General features: G+C 73.7%; 8 protein-coding genes and 3 pseudogenes. 2 read left to right on the top strand and 9 right to left on the bottom strand.

Going from position 1 to position 19,126, the window contains the following annotated elements; all coding sequences use genetic code 11:
- The 5 genes and pseudogenes from nudC to IH13_RS0109930 all read right to left on the bottom strand — a co-directional run.
- Window positions 1–949, bottom strand: a 949-nt coding sequence (gene nudC / locus IH13_RS0109950; protein ID WP_031082982.1) for an NAD(+) diphosphatase, incomplete at its 3' end; no start/stop codon positions are given.
- A gap of 44 nt (window positions 950–993) precedes the next feature.
- Window positions 994–2,384, bottom strand: a pseudogene (locus tag IH13_RS37135) (dipeptidase).
- A gap of 10 nt (window positions 2,385–2,394) precedes the next feature.
- On the bottom strand, window positions 2,395–5,835 hold the full coding sequence (locus tag IH13_RS0109940; protein WP_031082980.1) for an ATP-dependent DNA helicase: 3,441 nt from the start codon (window positions 5,833–5,835) through the stop codon (window positions 2,395–2,397).
- A 56-nt stretch (window positions 5,836–5,891) separates the two neighbouring features.
- Window positions 5,892–9,361, bottom strand: a pseudogene (locus IH13_RS37130) (ATP-dependent helicase).
- Between the two features lie 279 nt (window positions 9,362–9,640).
- Entirely contained in the window at window positions 9,641–10,075 is a 435-nt protein-coding gene (locus IH13_RS0109930; protein ID WP_031082978.1) for an MGMT family protein, read from the bottom strand.
- Window positions 10,076–10,499: 424 nt separating this feature from the next.
- Between IH13_RS0109930 and IH13_RS37125 the strand changes: the two genes are divergently transcribed.
- Both IH13_RS37125 and IH13_RS0109920 read left to right on the top strand, forming a co-directional pair.
- Window positions 10,500–13,085: a lysylphosphatidylglycerol synthase transmembrane domain-containing protein gene (locus IH13_RS37125; protein ID WP_234433261.1), complete on the top strand. Its 2,586-nt coding sequence runs from the start codon at window positions 10,500–10,502 to the stop codon at window positions 13,083–13,085.
- Window positions 13,086–13,167: 82 nt separating this feature from the next.
- Window positions 13,168–14,760 (top strand): alpha/beta hydrolase, encoded by a 1,593-nt coding sequence (locus tag IH13_RS0109920; protein ID WP_031082976.1) that lies wholly within the window; start codon window positions 13,168–13,170, stop codon window positions 14,758–14,760.
- A 105-nt stretch (window positions 14,761–14,865) separates the two neighbouring features.
- Here IH13_RS0109920 and moeZ read toward each other — a convergent pair whose 3' ends face one another.
- The 4 genes and pseudogenes from moeZ to IH13_RS0109900 form a co-directional block, all read right to left on the bottom strand.
- On the bottom strand, window positions 14,866–16,044 hold the full coding sequence (moeZ, locus tag IH13_RS0109915) for an adenylyltransferase/sulfurtransferase MoeZ (RefSeq protein ID WP_031082974.1): 1,179 nt from the start codon (window positions 16,042–16,044) through the stop codon (window positions 14,866–14,868).
- Between the two features lie 84 nt (window positions 16,045–16,128).
- On the bottom strand, window positions 16,129–16,953 hold the full coding sequence (locus IH13_RS0109910; RefSeq protein WP_031082972.1) for a spherulation-specific family 4 protein: 825 nt from the start codon (window positions 16,951–16,953) through the stop codon (window positions 16,129–16,131).
- Entirely contained in the window at window positions 16,941–17,906 is a 966-nt protein-coding gene (locus IH13_RS0109905; protein WP_031082970.1) for an NAD-dependent epimerase/dehydratase family protein, read from the bottom strand. The genes IH13_RS0109910 and IH13_RS0109905 overlap by 13 nt, the downstream gene beginning before the upstream one ends.
- Before the next feature lie 138 nt (window positions 17,907–18,044).
- Window positions 18,045–19,126 (bottom strand): annotated as a pseudogene (locus tag IH13_RS0109900) (hypothetical protein); the annotation flags it as partial.

The raw sequence follows: 19,126 nt of genomic DNA, 5'->3' as shown, positions 1-19,126 counted from the left end.
AGGCCGCGGCACCGCCCGGCCTGGGGAGCGGCTTGCCGTACCAGATCTCGATCAGGCGGGCGGCGATCGAGAGGCCGAAGGGCGGCAGGACCTCGCCCGACTCGAAGGCGGCCGTCAGCTCCTCGCGGGAGAACCAGCGCGCCTCCTCGATCTCCTCACCGTCGACCTCGATCTCCGAGGACCCGGCGCGCGCCATGAAGCCCAGCATCAGGCTGGAAGGGAACGGCCAGGGCTGGCTGGCGACGTACTCGACCTCGGCGATGGTGATGCCCGCCTCCTCGAACACCTCCCGGGCGACGGCCTGCTCGATGGACTCCCCCGGCTCGACGAAGCCCGCGAGCGTCGAGAAGCGGCCCTCGGGCCAGTGCACCTGGCGACCCAGCAGGGCGCGGTCCTGGTCGTCCGTGACGAGCATGATCACCGCGGGGTCCGTCCGGGGGTAGTGCTCCGCCCCGCATGCCTGGCAGCGGCGGATGTGGCCCGCCGCCGCGATCACGGTGCGTTCGCCGCAGCGTGAGCAGAAGCGGTGCAGCCGCTGCCAGTTCTCCAGGGCCACCGCGTGCGCCATCAGCGCGCCGTCCCGCGGACCGAGGAGCATTCCGGCCTCGCGGAGCCCGGCCGGACGTGCCGACTGGTCCATGCGGCCCGGCAGCGAGTCCTTCTGGAGCGCGAAGTAGCGCACGCCTTTCTCGTCGGTGCCCAGGAAGTAGCGGTGCGTCTCGGTGAGCGGCGCCTCGAAGGACGGCGTCATGACGAGTTCGGTGCCGCCGTCCGGGGTGTCGTCGATGAGCGCCTGGCCCCCGGAGACGACGAAGACCCTGGTCGTCGGGTGGCTCCAGGCCGCGGCGAGCCAGGCCTCGTCGAGCCGGTGGTGCGCGGCGCGGTCGATGCCGCTGGGCGCGGTGAGACCGATGGGCCGGTCCGCGGTGGCGTTGTCGAAGGTGCTCACAGGTGCTTCCTACTCCCCCGGGGGTGGATCGGGCGTTCAGAGATTCAGCGGAGTGCGGTGGCCAGCTCACCCCAGAGGTGGGCGGTGGTTTCCGCTCCTTTGAGGAGGAGATCGAGTTCGACCTTCTCGTCGGGGCCGTGCCAGCCGTCGGACGGTACGGAGATGCCCAGGAAGAGGACGGGGGCGTCGAGCACGTCCTGGAGGTCGGCGGCGGGCCCGGAGCCGCCCTCACGGGTGAAGAGGATCTCCTTGCCGAAGGCGCGCCCCATGGCGCGGGAGACCGCCTGGAGGGCGGGGTGGTCCAGCGGGGTCAGACAGGGGCGGGTGGCGGGCGCGAAGGTGATCCGGTGACGGATTCCGGCCGGGATCCGGGCCTCGGCCCAGGCGCGTACGGCGTTCTGGACGTGGTCGGGGTCCTGGCCGGCGACGAGCCGGAAGCTCAGCTTCACCAGCGCGGACGCGGGGACGACGGTCTTGCTGCCCGCGCCCTGGTAGCCGCCGCCGATGCCGCCTCGGCGGTGGGCCGGGCCCAGAGCCGCTCCAGGGTGGAGTAGCCGGCCTCGCCCGCGGTGGCCTGCGAGGCGGCGGTGCGCAGCCACCTCTCCTCGTCGAAGGGGAGCTGGGCGAAGAGGGCCCGCTCGGTGTCGGTGAGTTCGGCCACGCCGTCGTAGAAGCCGGGGACGGCGACCCTGCCGTCCGCGTCGTGGAGCTCGGCGACCAGACGGGCCAGGGCGGTCGCCGGGTTGGGTACCGCTCCGCCGAACGACCCGGAGTGGATGTCCTGGGCCGGGCCGTGCAGCTCGATCTCGCACTCGGCGAGCCCGCGCATACCGGTGCAGACGGTCGGGGTGTCCTCGTCCCACATCCCGGTGTCGGAGACGATCACGGCGTCGGCGGCGAGGCGGTCCGCCCGCTGTTCGACCAGCTCGCGGAAGTGCGGGGAGCCGGACTCCTCCTCGCCTTCGACGAGGAGCTTGAGGTGTACGGCGGGGGCGGTACGGCCGGTGGCGGCGAGGTGCGCCCGGACGCCCAGGGTGTGGAAGAACACCTGGCCCTTGTCGTCGGCGGCGCCGCGTCCGTACATCCTGCCGTCGCGGACCTCCGGTTCGAAGGGGTCGCTGTGCCAGCCGTCCTCGCGGGCGGCCGGCTGCACGTCGTGGTGGCCGTAGACGAGCACGACGGGTGCGTCCGGGTCGTCCGAGGGCCACTCGGCGAAGACCGCCGGGGCGCCGGGGGTCTCCCAGATCTCGGTGACCGGGAAACCGGTCTCCTTCAGCGCGGCGGACAGCCATTCGGCACTGCGCCGTACGTCCTTGTCGTGCTCCGGCTGGGCGGACACGGAGGGGATGCGCAGCCACTCGGCGAGGTCGTCGAGAAAGGCTGTTCGGTGGTGCCGGATGTACGTACGGACGGCGCTGTCCGGGGTGTCGCTCATGGTCTTGAGCCTATCGGCCCCGCGGAGGTGGCTCGTCCAGCAGGAGACGTTCCAGCTCCGCCCGGCCCGGCAGTCCGGTGGGCCGGACGGTCTCACCGGTGCGGACGTAGAGGAAGGTCGCGGTGACCGCTTCCGGCGGGAGACCGTGCAGTTCGGCCCAGGCCAGGCGGTAGACGGCGAGCTGGAGCGGGTCGGCGGTGCGGTGCCGCGCGGTCTTCCAGTCCACGATCTCGTCACCGTCACCCGTGCGGTACACCGCGTCGATCCGGCCGCGGATCACCCGGCCCGCCAGGACGATCTGGAACGGGGTCTCGACCCGGTACGGGGTGCGCCGGGCGTACGCCGTGCGCTCGAACGCCTCCTTGAGCTCGGCGAGGTCCCGCTCGTCGGCGATCTCCGCCTCGCGGTCGTCGCCTCCGGGGAGCTCGTCCGGGCCGAGCATGGGCAGCGGCAGTTCCTCGAAGCGGGACTCCACCCAGGCGTGGAACCGGGTCCCCCGGCGGGCGGCGGGCTGGGGGGGCCTGGGCATGGGGCGGGCCAGCTCGCGGGCGAAGCCGTCGGGGTCGTCGGCGAGGTGCAGCAGCTGGGTGGCCGAGAGCGAGGCGGGCACGACGACGTCGTGCACGGTCGCGCGGGCCCGGCGCAGCTCACCGGCCAGGGCGTCGAGGTCGCGGTCCCAGGAGGCGAGTGTCCGGGTCTCCTCGGGGGTGAGGTCAGGGCCGTCGGACGGGGTACGGGCGCTGGGGACGCGCGGCTCGGGTGAGGCGGCCTCCTCGTCGTCGTACGGAGGCTCCTCCTCGTACGGAGGCTCCTCGTCGTACGGCGGTTCCTCCTCGTACGGCGGTTCCTCCTCGTACGGAGGCGGCTCCTCTCCGTACAGCGGGTCCACGGGCTCGTCGTGTCCCGGAAGCCCGTCCCGGGCCGCCGGGCCGGGCGGTGCGGCGGCCAGGCTCTCCAGGTGGGCCAGCACGGTGTCGCGGGCGGCCCTGCGGCGGGCCAGGGACGTCTCGTCCAGCGGCAGGGGCCACGCCAGCTCCTCCTCCCGCTCCCGGAGGGCCGGATTTAGCTCGTCCGGCCCGGGCTCGTCCGCCCAGACCTCGATCTCGCCGTGGCCGGCCGCGCAGTGCTCGTACAGCGCGTCCAGGAAGGCGGACGGACCGCGGGGCTTCTTCTGGGACGGGCCCCACCAGTGCCCGGAGCCGAGGAGCAGGCTGCGCGGCCGGGTGAAGGTGACGTACCCCAGGCGCAGCTCCTCGGTGTGCTGGTGCGCCTTCATCTCGTCCTTGAACGCCTTGAGCCCCTTGGCGTCCCAGGAGGCGACGTCCGGGAGGGTGGCCGCGTCGCCGCGCAGTGCGTGCGGCAGGACCTTGGACTGCGCGGTCCAGGCGTCCCGGGACTGGGTGCTGGGGAACTGGCCGTTGACGAGCCCGGGTACGGCGACGACGTCCCACTCCAGCCCCTTGGACTTGTGGGCGGTGAGGACCTTGACGGTGTTCTCGCCGCCGGGCAGCGCGTTGTCCAGGCCCTTCTCGTACTGGGCGGCGGTGCGCAGGAAGCCGAGGAAGGCGAGCAGGGTGGCCTCCCCGTCGACCGCCGCGAAACCGGCCGCGACGTCCAGGAAGTTGGCGAGGGTCTCCCGGCGCCGGGCGGCGAGCGCGTGCGGCGAGGCGGAGAGCTCGACCTCCAGGCCCGTGGTGGAGAGGACCCGGTGCAGTACGTCCATGAGCGGATCGGCCAGTGACCGGCGCAGTTCGCGCAGCTCGGTGGCGAGCCGGGCGTACCGGACGCGGGCCTCGGCCGAGAACGGCAGCTGGTCGTCCTGGTGGCCGCCCGATTCCAGGAAGGTGTCGAGGGCGTCGGCGAGGGAGATCACCTCGGCGGGGTCGACGCCCTCGACGGCCTCCGCGAGCCGGCGGCCCGGGTCGGTGTCGTCCCCGTGCGAGGCGTGGTGGACCAGGAGGCGGGCCCGGCGCCCCAGCAGGGCGAGGTCCCGGGGGCCGATCCGCCAGCGCGGACCGGTGAGCAGCCTGACCAGGGAGGCGTTGGCGCCGGGGTCCTGGAGCACCTCGCAGACGGCGACGAGGTCGGCGACCTCCGGGAGGTGCAGCAGCCCGGAGAGCCCGACGACCTCGACCGGGACGTCCCGGGCGACGAGTGCGGCCTGGATGCGGGGGAAGTCGCCGGCGGTGCGGCACAGGACGGCGATCTCCCCGGGAGCCGTGCCGGTCCGCACGAGGTGGGCGAGTGAGTCGCCGAGCCAGTCGATCTCCTCGGCGTGGGTGGCCAGCAGGGCGCAGCGGACGGTCCCGTCCCGCTCGGCTCCCGGCGCCGGCCGCAGGGCCTCGACGCCCTCGTGCATGGCGCGCAGGGGGTCCGCGAGGCCGTTGGCGAGGTGGAGGAGACGGCCGCCGCTGCGCCGGTTCTCGCTGAGGGAGTGGCGCGTGGCGGGGGTGCCGTCGGCGTGCGGGAAGTGCCGGGGGAAGTCGTCCAGGTTGGCGACGGATGCGCCTCGCCAGCCGTAGATGGCCTGGCACGGGTCGCCCACGGCGGTGACGGCGTGTCCCGTGGCGCCTCCGGGGCCGCTGCCGAAGAGCGCCGAGAGCAGCAGCCGCTGGGCCACGGAGGTGTCCTGGTACTCGTCGAGCAGGACGACCCGGAACTCGTCCCGCAGGAGGGCGCCGACCTCGGGGCGGGTGAGGGCCAGTTCGGCGGAGAGGGCGATCTGGTCGCCGAAGTCGAGCAGGTCACGGCTCCGCTTGGCCTCGCGGTAGCGCCGGGTCAGTCCGAGCAGCTCCCGGCGGGCCTCGGAGGTCTCGGGGACCTTGCGCAGCTCCGCGTTGGTGAGCTTGGCCCCGGCGAGTGCTTCGAGCAGCCCGGTGTCGTACCGGGCCAGTTCGTCGGGGTGTACGAGGTGTTCGGCGAGCTCGGCGTCCAGGGCCAGCAGGTCGCTGACGAGGGTGGGGAAGGACCTGGTCAGGGCGGGGTAAGGGCCCGGGGCCTCGCGCAGCACCCGGGCGGCGAGCTGGTAGCGCGTGGCGTCGGCGAGGAGGCGGGTGGTGGGTTCGAGTCCGATCCGCAGGCCGTGGTCGGTCAGCAGCCGGCCGGCGAACGCGTGATAGGTGGAGATGCTGGGTTCGCCGGGGGGGTTGTCCGGATCGATGACATCCGGGTCGGTGACCCCGGCCGCGACGAGGGCCTTGCGGACCCGCTCGGCGAGCTCTCCGGCCGCCTTGTTGGTGAAGGTGAGGCCCAGGACCTGTTCCGGGGCGACCTGTCCGGTGCCGACCAGCCACACCACCCGGGCGGCCATGACCGTCGTCTTGCCGGAACCGGCGCCGGCGACGATCACCTGCGGGGCGGGCGGCGCGGTGATGCAGGCCGTCTGCTCCGGGGTGAACGGGATCCCGAGGAGCTCCTTGAGCTGTTCCGGGTCGGTGATGCGGGAGGACACCCGACAGAGGCTAACCGGGACCACCGACAACCCGTCCGTGACGCCGCGGCAGGACGTCATTCGACGACATGACGGCCCTCCGGCTGTGCGCTGCACGAGGCCCGGAAGGCGCAGTGGGCGCAGTGCTGGCCGGTGCTGGGGGTGAAGCGCTCGTCCAGGACGCGGCCGGCCGCCGTCGCCAGCAGATCGGAGACCCACTCGCCGGCCAGCGGTTCCTGGCCCTGCACCTTGGGCAGGGCGTCGCCGCCCTCCTTCTTCGGAGCCCCTTGGCGCAGCTGTACGAGCTCGGCCCCGCCCGACGCGGGGCGGCGGCCGTCGAACACCTCGTCGACGGCGCCTTCCCGGATCGCGAGCTGGTAGACGGCGAGCTGGGGGTGGGCCGCCACCTCGTCCTTGGTGGGTGCGGCCTTGCCGGTCTTGAAGTCGACGACGTACGCCCGGCCCTCGGCGTCCTGCTCGACGCGGTCCATGGATCCCCGGATCCGGACGGCGTAGTCGCCCGCCTCCAGGGTCACGTCGAATCCGTGTTCGCCCGCGACGGGGGTGCGGCCGGCGCGGTCCATGACGTGCCAGTGCAGGAAGCGCTCCAGGGCGGCCCGTGCCTGGTCCTTCTCCTGCGCCGACTTCCAGGGGGCGTCGAAGACCAGGCCGTTCCACACGGAGTCGAGGCGTTCCATGAGGACGTCCAGGTCGGCGGGGGTGCTGCCGGACGCCACCTCGTCGGCGAGGACGTGGACGACGTTGCCGAAGCCCTGGGCCGCCGTCGCGGGGGCGTCGGCCTTCACCTCGCGGCCCAGGAACCACTGGAGGGCGCAGGTGTTGGCGAGCTGGTCGAGCGCGCTCCCGGAGAGGACGACCGGGCGGTCCCGGTCGCGCAGCGGGACCTCGGAACGCGTCGGCTCGTTCAGCCCCCACCAGCGGTACGGGTGGGCCGCGGGCACGAGGGGGTGGCCCTCGTCGTCGGTGAGCGCGGCGAGCCGGGCCAGCCGTTGGGCGGCGGCGTCACGGAGGGCCTGGGACGCCGCGGGGTCGACGGTGGTCGCCCGGAGCTCCGCGACGAGTGCGGCGACCGCGAGGGGGCGACGGGGCCGGCCCGTGACGTCCCGGGGCTCCACGCCGAGCTCGGTGAGGAACCGGGACGGCTGGTCCCCGTCGTCGGCGGGGGCCTTGACGGCGGTGACTAGACGGCGGTGACGACGAGCCGTTCACGCGCACGGGTGGCGGCAACGTAGAAGAGGCGGCGTTCCTCGGCGAGCAGGGCTCCCGGGGTGAGCGGTTCCGCCAGGCCGTCCCGCCCGATCCGGTCCGCCTCCAGGAGGGAGCCCCGGCGGCGGAGGTCCGGCCAGAGCCCTTCCTGCACCCCGGCGACGACCACCACGCGCCACTCCAGGCCCTTGGAGCGGTGCGCCGTCATCAGCCGTACGGCGTCCGGGCGCACCGAACGCCGGGAGAGGGTGTCGGCGGCGATGTCCTGGGCGTCGACCTCCTCCAGGAAGTTGAGCGCGCCGCGTCCCCCGGTGCGTTCCTCGGCGCGGGCCGCCGCGTCGAACAGGGCGCAGACGGCGTCGAGGTCCCGGTCGGCGTTGCGGCCGGCGGCACCGCCGCGCAGGGCGGCCCGTTCCAGCCTGCCGGGCCAGGGGGTGCCGTCCCACAGGGTCCACAGGGCTTCCTCGGCGGTGCCGCCGCCTTCGAGGAGTTCGCGTGCCGTGCGCAGGAGCGCGCCGAGGCGCTGGGCCCCTCGGGCGTACGCCGGATCGTGGGTGACCAGGCGTTCGGGCTCGGCGAGCGCCCGGGCCAGCAGCTCCCCCGAGGGCGGCGGCAGCCGGTTGCCGGCTGCCCGTTCCTCGTCGCGCAGGGCGCGGCCGAGGCGGCGTAGATCGGCGGCGTCCATGGAGCCGAGGGGGGAGGTGAGCAGGGTGAGCGCCGTCTCGGTGTCGATCCGGTGGGCTCCCTCTTCGGCCGGGTCCGCCGCCCGGTCGTCCCCCGGGGCGGCCGTTTCCCCGCCGCCCCCCGGGGCCGCGGTCTCCTCACCGGCCGTGCCGGCCGCGTCGTCGCCCGTGCCCTCCGGGCCGGCGCCCCGGGGCGTCTCGCCACCGGGGTGCCCCAGAGCCGCCGTGGCGACCGTGCGCAGCGCGGTCAGAAGAGGGGCGACGGCGGGCTCGTGGCGCAGGGCGAGATCGTCCCCGTCCACCTCCAGGGGCACCCCCGCGGAGGTCAGCGCACGGCGCACGGAGGGGAGCGAACGCCCTCCGGCGCGCACGAGCACCGCCATGTCCCTCCAGGGCACGCCGTCCTCCAGGTGTGCGCGCCGCAGGAGGTCGGCGATGTTCTCCAGCTCGGCGGACGCGGTCGGATAGGTGTACGTCTCGACACGGCCGCCCTCGCGTACGGCGGACAGCTCCCGGTGGGCGCGGACCTTGTCCGAGGGCAGGCGGGTCAGCGGCATACGGCGGGTGAGCAGCCGGGTCGCGGCCAGCAGTCGTGCGCCGGACCGGCGGGAGGTGGTGAGCACGCCGACCGGGGCGGGCGCGCCGTCGAAGCGGCGGAAGGTGTCCGGGAAGTCGAGGATGCCGTTCACGTCGGCGCCCCGGAAGGCGTAGATCGACTGGTCCGGATCGCCGAAGGCGATCAGGGTGCGGCCGCCGCCGGTGCCGGGCGCGGCCGTCCGGTTGCCGGTCAGCGCGTGCAGCAGCCGTACCTGGGAGGGGTCGGTGTCCTGGTACTCGTCGACGAAGACCGCGTCGTAGCTCTCGGCGAGCCGGCTCGCGACCTCGGGCCGTTCGGCGAGCAGGACGGCCCGGTGGACCAGTTCCGCGTAGTCCAGGACGCCCTGCGCGTCGAGGACGTCCAGGTATTCGGCGAGGAACTGCGCGGCCGCGCTCCAGTCCGGGCGGCCGGTACGGCGGGCGAAGGCGGCGAGGGCGTCGGGGCCGAGGCCCAGTTCGCGGCTGCGGGCGAGCACCGCGCGCACCTCGTCGGCGAAGCCCCGGGTGGTCAGGCAGGCCCGCAGTTCGTCGGGCCAGCGCACATGCGCGAGCCCGGTCCGTTCCAGGCCGGCCTGTCCGGCGAGGAGTTCCCGCACCGCGACGTCCTGCTCCGGTCCGGACAGCAGGCGCAGCGGGTCGGCGAACAGGTCGGCGTCCTGGTGGGCGCGGACCAGCGCGTAGCAGTACGAGTGGAAGGTGGTGGCCTGCGGGCCCCGGGCGCCGCCGAGCCTGGCGGTCATGCGGTCGCGCAGCTCCACCGCCGCCTTGCGGCTGAAGGTCAGGACCAGCATCCGGGCGGGATCGGTCCCCGAGGCGACCCGTGCGGCGACCGCCTCGACGAGCGTCGTCGTCTTACCGGTGCCCGGCCCGGCCAGGACCAGCAGCGGCCCGTCCCGGTGGTCAACCACCGCGCGCTGCGCCGCGTCCAGGACAGGAGGGGGCACGGAGCCCGGCGGCGTACGCACCAGCCGGTACGCACCCGGGGCCCGCCGCCGTGCCTGACGGTGCGGGCTGTTCCGGGTGGTGGGGGAGGAGCTCACGTGGTTCGCCGGTCCTGGTGGGTGTACGGGAGGTACGGGGTGTACTCGGTCTGCTCGGGGCGGGGCGCGGCGCCCGCGGGAAGAGGTGGGGACGGGAGCCCGGTGCCGCGCGCTGACGACGCTACGCGAGCCGCGGGGCGGAACACGGCGCGCGGACTGCGTCGCTCGTCACGTGGCTGCCGGTCACACAGCCGTTCACCTCGCGGCGGGTCCGGTGGCCGGGCCCCGGGCGGTCACCGGCCCGGCGCCCCGGTCCGCCCGGTGCGACGGCCGAAGCCGTCACCTGTGAGCTTTCTCGCCTCCGTCCGGGCGGCCGCCGTCACCCGGACCGTCGGCACCGCCGGTGGTGCCGTCCCACCTGGCGCGTCTCATGTCGATGCGCGGAAGGTGTCCGTCCGTACCGCGGGAGGCCTCGCGCAGGGGGGTGCCCTCCTCGCGGTAGCGGTCCAGCGCCCGCAGCTCGTGGCCGCCCAGCAGCGTGCCGTCGGAGCGCACGACGCGCCACCAGGACGCGGCGGCGCCGTAGAGCGCCATCACCCGTCCGACCTGCCGGGGCCCGCCCTCGCCGAGCCACTCCGCGATGTCGCCGTAGGTCATCACGCGGCCCGGCGGGATCAGGTCCGCGACGTCCAGGACCCGCTCCGCGTACCCGGGCAGTCCGGCCGCCTCCGGGGCGTCCCCGGTGGCGCCGTCGCTCGTCCGGTCTTCGCTCATCCGGTACATCCTGCCGCACACCACCGACAACCGTGCGGGTTCGGTGTCACGCTGATCACACGGAGGACACACGGAGGCAAAGAAGCGTATGTTGCGCTTCGCGCGTCCGCGCAATGCACCCTGATGCCCCCGTCTGTCTGCAGGCCGTGCCACCATCGTGCGGGCGGTGACCGGTGATACGAGAACACGAAGAGCATTCCGAGGCGACGAAGGAGCGGGGCGTGCAGCCACCGAAGGCGGCGGACGCCTCCGACGCGGAGCCGCGCCGGGGCGGAACTGGCACGTCGGGCCCCCCGGAGTCCGACGACGCCCGGACGGCCCCCGGGGCGTCCGGTGACCCGGAGGACTCCCCGGGGCACCACCTCGCCGGTTCCACCCTCGCGTCGTCCGCGGCGGCCGACCACGTGTCGGGCGACCCGACCACGTGTCGGGCGACGAACCGCTGCTGCCCGCCCGTGTGCACCGCCCCTCCGATCTGCTGCGGCTCCTCATCGGCGTCGCGGCCGTCGTGCTGCTCCTCGCCGTCGCCGCCTTCGCCCAGAACACCACGACCGGCCTCGAACACGACATCTCCAAGGGCACCGACCAGGCGCCCGATCTGCTGATCAAGCTCGCCGGGCTGGTCTCCAGCATCGCCGTGCTGCTCGTACCGGTCGCCTTCGCGATCGAACGCCTGATCAAACGTGACGGGCTGCGCATCGCGGACGGGGTGCTCGCCGCCGTGCTCGCCCACGGGGTGACCCTGGCCACCGACCTCTGGGTGGCCAGGTCGGCCCCCGGGACGATCCGGGACGCGCTGACCCAGCCCCAGCCGGGCGACGCGCTCACCGACCCCGTGCACGGCTATCTCGCACCCGTCATCGCCTATATGACGGCGGTCGGGATGGCCCGGCGGCCACGCTGGCGGATCGTGCTCTGGGTCGTACTGCTCCTGGACGCCTTCGCCATGCTCGTCGGCGGCTACACCACCCCGTTCTCGATCGCCCTGACGGTGCTGATCGGCTGGACGGTGGCCTACGGCACGCTGTACGCGGTCGGCTCACCGAACGTACGCCCGACCGGCCAGCACCTCATGGCCGGTCTGCGCCACGTCGGGTTCCGCCCGGTCGCGGCGATGCGCACCGAGGAGGGCCCCGAGAGCGTCGACCAGAGCGACCGGGGCCGCCGCTACCTCGTCAGCCTGGAGGACGGCCCTCCCCTGGACGTGACGGTCGTCGACCGGGAACAGCAGGCCCAGGGGTTCTTCTACCGGTTGTGGCGCCGGTTCACCCTGCGCAGCATCACCCAGCGCCGTTCCATCCAGTCACTGCGCCAGGCCCTGGAGCAGGAGGCCCTGCTCGCGTACGCGGCGATCGCCGCCGGGGCCAACGCGCCCAAGCTGATCGCCACGTCCGAGCTGGGCCCGGACGCCGTGATGCTCGTCTACGAGCACATCGGCGGGCGCTCGCTGGACGCGATGGAGGACGAGGAGATCACCGACGAGCTGCTGCGCGGCGCCTGGCAGCAGGTGCGGGCGCTCCAGTCGCGGCGGATCGCCCACCGCAGGCTCACCGGGGACGCGATCCTGGTGGACCGTTCCGGCGCGGTGTTCGTCACGGACCTGCGGGGCGGTGAGATCGCGGCCGGCGATCTGATCCTGCGCATGGACGTCGCCCAGCTGCTCACCACGACGGGGCTGCGGGTCGGTGCCGAGCGGGCGGTGTCCGGGGCGCTGGCCGTCCTCGGGCCGGACGCCGTGGCCGACTGCCTCCCCCTCCTCCAGCCGATCGCGCTCAGCCGCTCCACCCGGGCGACCCTGCGCAGGCTGGCCCGCGAGCGTTCGCAGCGCGAACGCGACGCGGTGCTGGAGGCCTCGCAGGCGGCCAAGCAGGCCAGGACGCAGGAGCCGGGCGGCGCCACGCCGGCCGGCGACCGCAAGGCGGTGCGCAAGTCGCTGCGCACGGAGAAGCAGGCCGAGAAACGGGCCATAGACGATGCCCTGGAAGAGGCCCGCGAGGAGGACATGCTGGCCCAGATCCGCCGCCAGGTGCTGCTGATCCGGCCGCAGGCCCCGGTCGAGCCGGTCCGGCTCGAACGCATCAAACCGCGCACCCTGATCAGCTTCATCGCCGGTTCCATCGCCGCGTACTTCCTCATCTCACAGGTCACCGAGGCGGACTTCGGCGCCGTCGTGGAGCAGGCGGAGTGGGGCTGGGTGGCGGCGGCCCTGGGGTTCTCCGCACTGAGCTACGTCGCGGCGGCCATGAGCCTGCTGGGCTTCGTGCCCGAACGGGTGCCGTTCGGCAGGACGGTGCTGGCCCAGGTGGCCGGTTCGTTCGTGAAGATCGTCGCACCGGCGGCGGTCGGGGGCGTGGCGCTGAACACGCGCTTCCTGCAGCGCGCCGGAGTGCGCCCGGGGCTCGCCGTCGCGAGTGTGGGCGCCTCCCAGCTGTTCGGGCTCGGCTGCCACATCCTGCTGCTCGCCCTGTTCGGCTACCTGACGGGCACCGAACGCACACCCGACTCGCTCACGCCCTCCAGGACGGTGATCGCGGGGCTGCTCACGGTCGCCGTGCTGGTGCTGATCGTGACCGCCGTCCCGCTCCTGCGGAAGTTCGTGGTGACACGGGTGCGGTCGCTGTTCGCCGGAGTCGTACCGCGCATGCTCGACGTCGTGCAGCGCCCGCAGAAGCTCGTCACGGGCATCGGCGGCATGCTCCTGCTGACCGGCCTCTTCGTGCTCTGCCTGGACGCCTCCATCCGCGCCTTCAGCGGCCCCGGCGTCCCCCACCTCAGCTACGCCAGCGTCGCGGTGGTCTTCCTCGCCGGCAACGCCCTGGGCTCCGCGGCCCCCACCCCGGGCGGCATGGGGGCGGTCGAGGGCGCACTGACGCTGGGGCTGATCGCGGTCGGCCTGCCGAAGGAGGTCGCCGCGCCCGCGGTGCTGCTGTACCGCGTGCTGACCTTGTGGCTGCCGGTCCTGCCGGGCTGGATCTGCTTCAACCAGCTGACCCGCAAGGGCGAGCTCTAGCCCGGCCGCCCGGGGCGTCGGCGGACACCCGCATGGACCGCGGTTCCGCGCGACCCCGGGCGCTCCGCCCCACGATGGATCCATGAGGACTACCCCCGCCCTGCGTGCCACCGCCCTTGCCGCCACCGCCACCGTGCTGCTCCCCCTGGCCGCCTGTTCGGACGACAGCGGGGGCGCGGACCAGGGAGGTCCCTCCGTCGCCTCGACGGCGTCCCCCACGACGACGCCGAAGGACCTGTCGTCCCAGAAGCTCGACTGGAAGCGCTGTTCCGCCCCCGACAACGCCCAGGGGGGCGGCACGGCCCCCTCACCGCTGCCCGGTGGCACGGCCTGGGAGTGCTCCTTCATGGACGTCCCCCTGGACTACGGCGCCCCGGACGGACGGACCATCGAACTGGCACTCGTCCGCGCCCGGGCCAAGGACCAGGACCGCCGGCTCGGCTCCCTGGTCTTCAACTTCGGCGGGCCGGGAGCCTCGGGCGTGGCGACCCTGCCGGCCTTCGGCACGGCGTACGACGCGCTGCGCACCCGCTACGACGTGGTGAGCTTCGACCCGCGCGGCGTCGGGCGCAGCGCGGGCGTCCGGTGCTCGGACGACAAGGCGCTCGACGCCCGGTACGAGATGGACGGCACCCCGGACAACGCCAAGGAGCAGAAGGCGTTCGTCGACGACCAGAAGTCCTTCGTCGCGGACTGCGAGAAGAACTCCGGGAAGGAACTCCCCTACGTCGGCACGACGAACGCCGCCCGGGACATGGACCTCCTGCGCTCGGTGCTCGGTGACGACAAGCTGAACTACTTCGGCATCTCCTACGGGACCGAGCTGGGCGGCGTCTACGCGCACCTGTTCCCCGAGAAGGTCGGCCGGGCCGTCCTGGACGCGGTCGTCGACCCCACCGAGGACGCCGAGCAGTCCGCCCTCGGCCAGGCCGAGGGTTTCCAGCTCGCCCTGGACAACTTCACCGCGGACTGCGCGAAGCGGGACGACTGCAAGCTTCCCGGGACGACCGCCCAGGAGGTCCAGGACTGGATCGCCGACCTGCTGGAGAAGCTGGAGACCAAGCCCGTCCCGGGTCTGGGGGAACGGGAGCTGACGCAGACCCAGGCCACCACGGGCATCGCCTCGGCCCTGTACTCCAAGGAGACCTGGCCCCTGCTCGAGCAGGGTCTCGACGAGGCCGACGGCAAGAACGGCGGACTGCTGCTCGCCCTCGCCGACTCACTGAACGGCCGCACCGAGGGCGGCCACTACGACAACTCCAGCGCCGCCAACACGGCCATCAGCTGCGCGGACTCCAAGCAGCGGTTCACCGTGGAACAGACGAAGGCGGCGCTCCCCGCGTTCCGCAAGGCGTCCCCCGTCTTCGGCGACTACCTGGGATGGGGCCTGCTGTCCTGTACGGGCTGGCCCGTCGCGGGCACCTGGGACACACCGGACGTCAGCGCCCCCGGAGCGGCGCCCATCCTGGTCATCGGCAACACCGGCGACCCGGCGACCCCGTACGCGGGCGCGAAGGCGATGGCCGCCGAGCTGGGCGAGGGGGTGGGCGTGGAACTCACCTACAAGGGCGAGGGGCACGGCGCGTACAACGGCGGCAGCACCTGTGTGCAGAAGGCCGTGGACGGCTACCTGCTCGACGGCAAGGTCCCGGCCCCGGGAACGGTCTGCGACTGACCCCGGACGGCCCGCGGCAGGTGGCGCGGCTCGGCACGCCCCGGGCATACGCGAGGAGGCCGGCTCCACGGGGTGGAACCGGCCTCCATACATGCCCTGGTGTCTCTAGTAGACCGGCTTCTCGGGCTCGATCTGGTTGACCCAGCCGATGACGCCGCCGCCGACGTGCACCGCGTCGGCGAAGCCCGCGGACTTGAGGACCGCGAGGACCTCGGCGCTGCGGACACCGGTCTTGCAGTGCAGGACGATGCGCTTGTCCTGCGGGAGGTCCTGCAGGGCGTTGCCCAGCAGGAACTGGTCCTTCGGGATCAGCTTGGCGCCCGGGATCGAGACGATCTCGTACTCGTTCGGCTCGCGGACGTCGATGATCTCGATCTTCTGGTCCTCGTCGATCCACTCCTTGAGCTGCTTGGGAGTGATCGTCGAGCCCGCCGCCGCCTCCTGGGCCTCCTCGGACACGACGCCGCAGAAGGCCTCGTAGTCGATGAGCTCGGTGACGGTGGGGTTCTCGCCGCAGACCGCGCAGTTCGGGTCCTTGCGGACCTTCACCTGGCGGTACTGCATCTCCAGGGCGTCGTAGATCATCAGACGGCCGACCAGCGGGTCACCGATACCGGCGAGCAGCTTGATGGCCTCGTTGACCTGGATGGAGCCGATGGACGCGCAGAGCACGCCCAGGACGCCGCCCTCGGCGCAGGAGGGGACCATGCCGGGGGGCGGCGGCTCCGGGTAGAGGCAGCGGTAGCAGGGACCGTGCTCGGCCCAGAAGACGGACGCCTGGCCGTCGAAGCGGTAGATCGAGCCCCAAATGTAGGGCTTGTTCAGCAGGACCGCCGCGTCGTTGACGAGATAGCGGGTGGCGAAGTTGTCCGTGCCGTCCACGATCAGGTCGTACTGGGAGAAGATGTCCATCACGTTGTCGGCCTCGAGCCGCTCCTCGTGAAGGACCACGTTCACCAGGGGGTTGATCCCCTGCACGGTCTCCTTGGCCGACAGCGCCTTGGACTTGCCGATGTCGGCCTGGCTGTGGATGACCTGGCGCTGCAGATTCGACTCGTCGACCTCGTCGAACTCCACGATGCCGAGCGTGCCGACACCGGCCGCGGCCATGTACATCAGGCCGGGCGAGCCGAGGCCGCCGGCGCCGACACAGAGCACCTTCGCGTTCTTCAGCCGCTTCTGTCCGTCCATCCCGACATCCGGGATGATCAGGTGGCGGGAGTACCTGCGGACCTCGTCGACGGTGAGCTCAGCAGCTGGCTCGACCAAGGGGGGCAGCGACACAGGAACCTCAACAATGCAGGTGGTCGGTTTCTACGTACTTCATTTACGTACGGTTGTTCTTCCGCAACACTGCCACGCGCCTTCTCATTCCGAGATACCAAGTCCGATCCGCGAGACGAATTCGTCCCAGTAGCTGGGCAGCGCCGCGAATGGGTCGGTTTGCCCCTGCATGCCGCTGTGGTCCGTGAAGAAGATCGTGCCCGCGCCCTGCCAGCGGGCGATGCGCATCGCCTCTTCGAGATGGGTGCGGGGCACTCCGTGGACGAAGTGCGCGAAGCGGCTCGGGCGGTAGGCGGCGGTCCACTCGGCGGCCTGGGACCAGCGGTAGTCGGTCCACGGCCCCCGGAAGGTGACCAGTTGGTCGGCGGCCTCGGCGTACCCCGGGTAGGGGTGGGTGCCGTGCCCCAGGACCAGCCGCCCGTCACCGGCCGGGCCGGGGCGGTCGTCGAGGAGCGCCGCGAGGGTGCTGGTGAGCCGGCGCACGCCGGGCAGACCGGGGCGGTCGGCGGGGCAGCGGTCGAGGTAGAAGCCGCCGACCTGGTACCAGTCGAGGAAGGACCGGGCGTCCGTGAGCAGTTCCCCGAAGGGCCGGCTGCCGAAGGCCAGGTCGAGGTGGCCCAGCACTCTGCCTCCGGCGGCCCGGACGGTGTCGTGCGGCGTCTCGTCGCGCAGGGCGCGTTCCCGGGCATTGCGCAGGCGTCCCGCCGCTTCCAGGCAGTGCGGGTCCGGGCGGGCGCCCGGACCGTCGTCGATGTTGAGCACGGCCCAGTGCAGCGGTGTCCCGGGGCGGTTGAGCTCGGCCCATTCGGTGGGGGCGAGCAGCGGGTGGGCGTAGCCGGGCACGCCCACCCCGGGCTGCTCGGCCCCGTGGGTCCGCAGGCCGGAGCCGGTACGGGTCAGATACGGCACGCCGCCTCCATCCAGATGTCGGCGAGGGACTCCTCCAGGTTGATCCGGGGACGCCAGCCGAGCCGGTCCCGGGCGGTCCGCACGTCGGCCTGCTGCCAGGCGCCGCAGCCGTCGGGGTACGGGGACGGGGTGGCCGCCAGGTGCTCGACGACGGACTCGGCGGAGGTCCGGGGCGCGCCGATGGGGAGGCGGCCGGGCGGCGTGTCGAGCTCGTGGAGCGCGCCGCCGTATCCGGCGACCCTGGCGAGGACGGCCGCGGCGTCCCGGAGGCGTACGGCGCGCCCGGTGCCGATGTTGACGACGCCCTGGGCGGCGGAGAGCGAGGCGGCGTGCACGGCGCGCGCCACGTCGCGCACGTCGACGAAGTCCCGCTGTACGCCGAGACCGCTGAGCCTCAGTTCCGGGTCCCCGGACTGGATGGCGCGGCGCATCGTCTCGGCGAGCCTGCCCAGCGGGGAGCCCGCCGGGGTGCCGGGCCCGACCGGTGAGAAGACTCGGAGCACGACGGCGTCCAGTCCGGAGCCGAGGACGAGTTCGGTCGCCGCGAGCTTGCTGACGCCGTACGGGCCGCCGGGCCGGGGAACGGCGTCCTCCGCGGTGGAGGAGCCGGGCTGGGAGGGCCCGTACTCCGAGGCGCAGCCGACCTGGACGAGGCGCGCGCTGCATCCGCTGCGGCGCATGGCCTCGCAGACGGTGGCCACGGCGACGGTGTTGTGACGGGTCAGTTCGCGGGCACCGCCCCGGGTGGCCCCGGCGCAGTTCACCACGACCCCGGGGTGTACGGCGTCCAGGAAGCGGGTGAGCGCCCCGGGGCTGCCCCCCGCGAGGTCGAAGCGCACGTCCGCGTCGTCGCCGCGGCCCAGCGCGGTGAGGTGCACGGCGGGGTCGGCGAGCAGGCGGTCGGCGACGAAGCGGCCGAGGAATCCGTTGGCTCCGAGCAGCAGAACCCTCATCACGCGCCCCCTCGCTGCCGACGGCGGGCTGCCGGTGCTGGGGTTTGGGGGGTCATGTCCGGTGTCTCCTTCGAGAGAGGTTGGCGATACGGAAGGTCCGCGGCGTCGGCTCCGCGGCGTGGGAGGGGGGCGGTCCGGTCACGCGCGGGCGTGGGCGGACGCCCGGGTGAGGGTGACGGAGGCGTGGACCAGCAGCCCGGAGGCGGCCACACCACAGGCGAGGAGGGGCACTCCGCCGGGACCGGCGGCGGCGACGAGGACGTCGACCGGCCGGGCGAGGAGGCCGAGCCCGGGCAGCCGTCCGGCGAGGACCAGGAAGGTGCCGGCCGCTTCGACGGCGCACGCGGCGGCGAGTCCGGTCGCCGCGGCCTCCGGGAAGCCGTGGACGGCCAGCAGCCGGGCGAGGAAGAGCAGCACGCCGAGGGCGGCCGGGGCCAGGAGGGGGCTGCCCCCGTACCCGAGGCCGGCGAGGCGGAGCAGGACGGTCAGCGCGCAGAGCTGGAGCGCGACGGCGCCGAACAGCAGGGGGCGCACGCCGGCTCCGAACTCGTCCAGGGCATGGCTCCCGGCCAGCCTGCGGTGTGCGAGTACGCCGAAGAGGTGCGCGCACCAGGCCGCCGGGACCACGGCGAGCGACAGTCCGAGGAGGGGGGCCGGGGCGGCGGTCCAGTCGCCGTCGGGGCCGCCGCTGATGACCTGGGCGAGCAGGTCGTCGCCGTACACGGTGTACCCGAGGAGCCAGCAGACGTAGAGGCTGACGCCCCCGGCGCCGTCCGGCGCCCGCAGCGGGCCGCCGCGCAGGCAGAGCCGGAGGCCGAGCAGGACGAGGAGCGCACCGGCGGCCGTGACGGCGAACCGGGCCTCCCCGCCGAGGGCGCCCTCGGTGCCCCTGAGCGCCCCGGCGGTGGCGAGGCAGGCGGCACCGGGCAGCATCGCGAGGAGGGTCCAGCCGGCTGCCCGTGCCTCGGTGTCCGGGCCCCGGCGCGGGGGGCGCGCGGGGGCGGGCCCGGCCGCGCCGGGCATGCCGGGTGCGCGGGCGTAGAGCTCTTCGGCGAGCGAGAAGACGTCGCGGTGCCGGTAGCGGGCGGCGGCCCGGTCGGTCAGCCCGTGGGCCTCCAGGCCGGCCGCGATCTCCAGGGGGTCGACGGCCCGTTCGCACAGATCCCGGTGCCGGTGCAGCAGCGCCTTCACCGGGTCGGCGGGAGCGTGTCGGGAGCCGG

It is taken from the genome of Streptomyces sp. NRRL WC-3549, assembly GCF_000721935.1.
Classification (GTDB): Bacteria; Actinomycetota; Actinomycetes; order Streptomycetales; family Streptomycetaceae; genus Streptomyces.
This window is presented reverse-complemented; position numbering and strand designations above follow the sequence as displayed.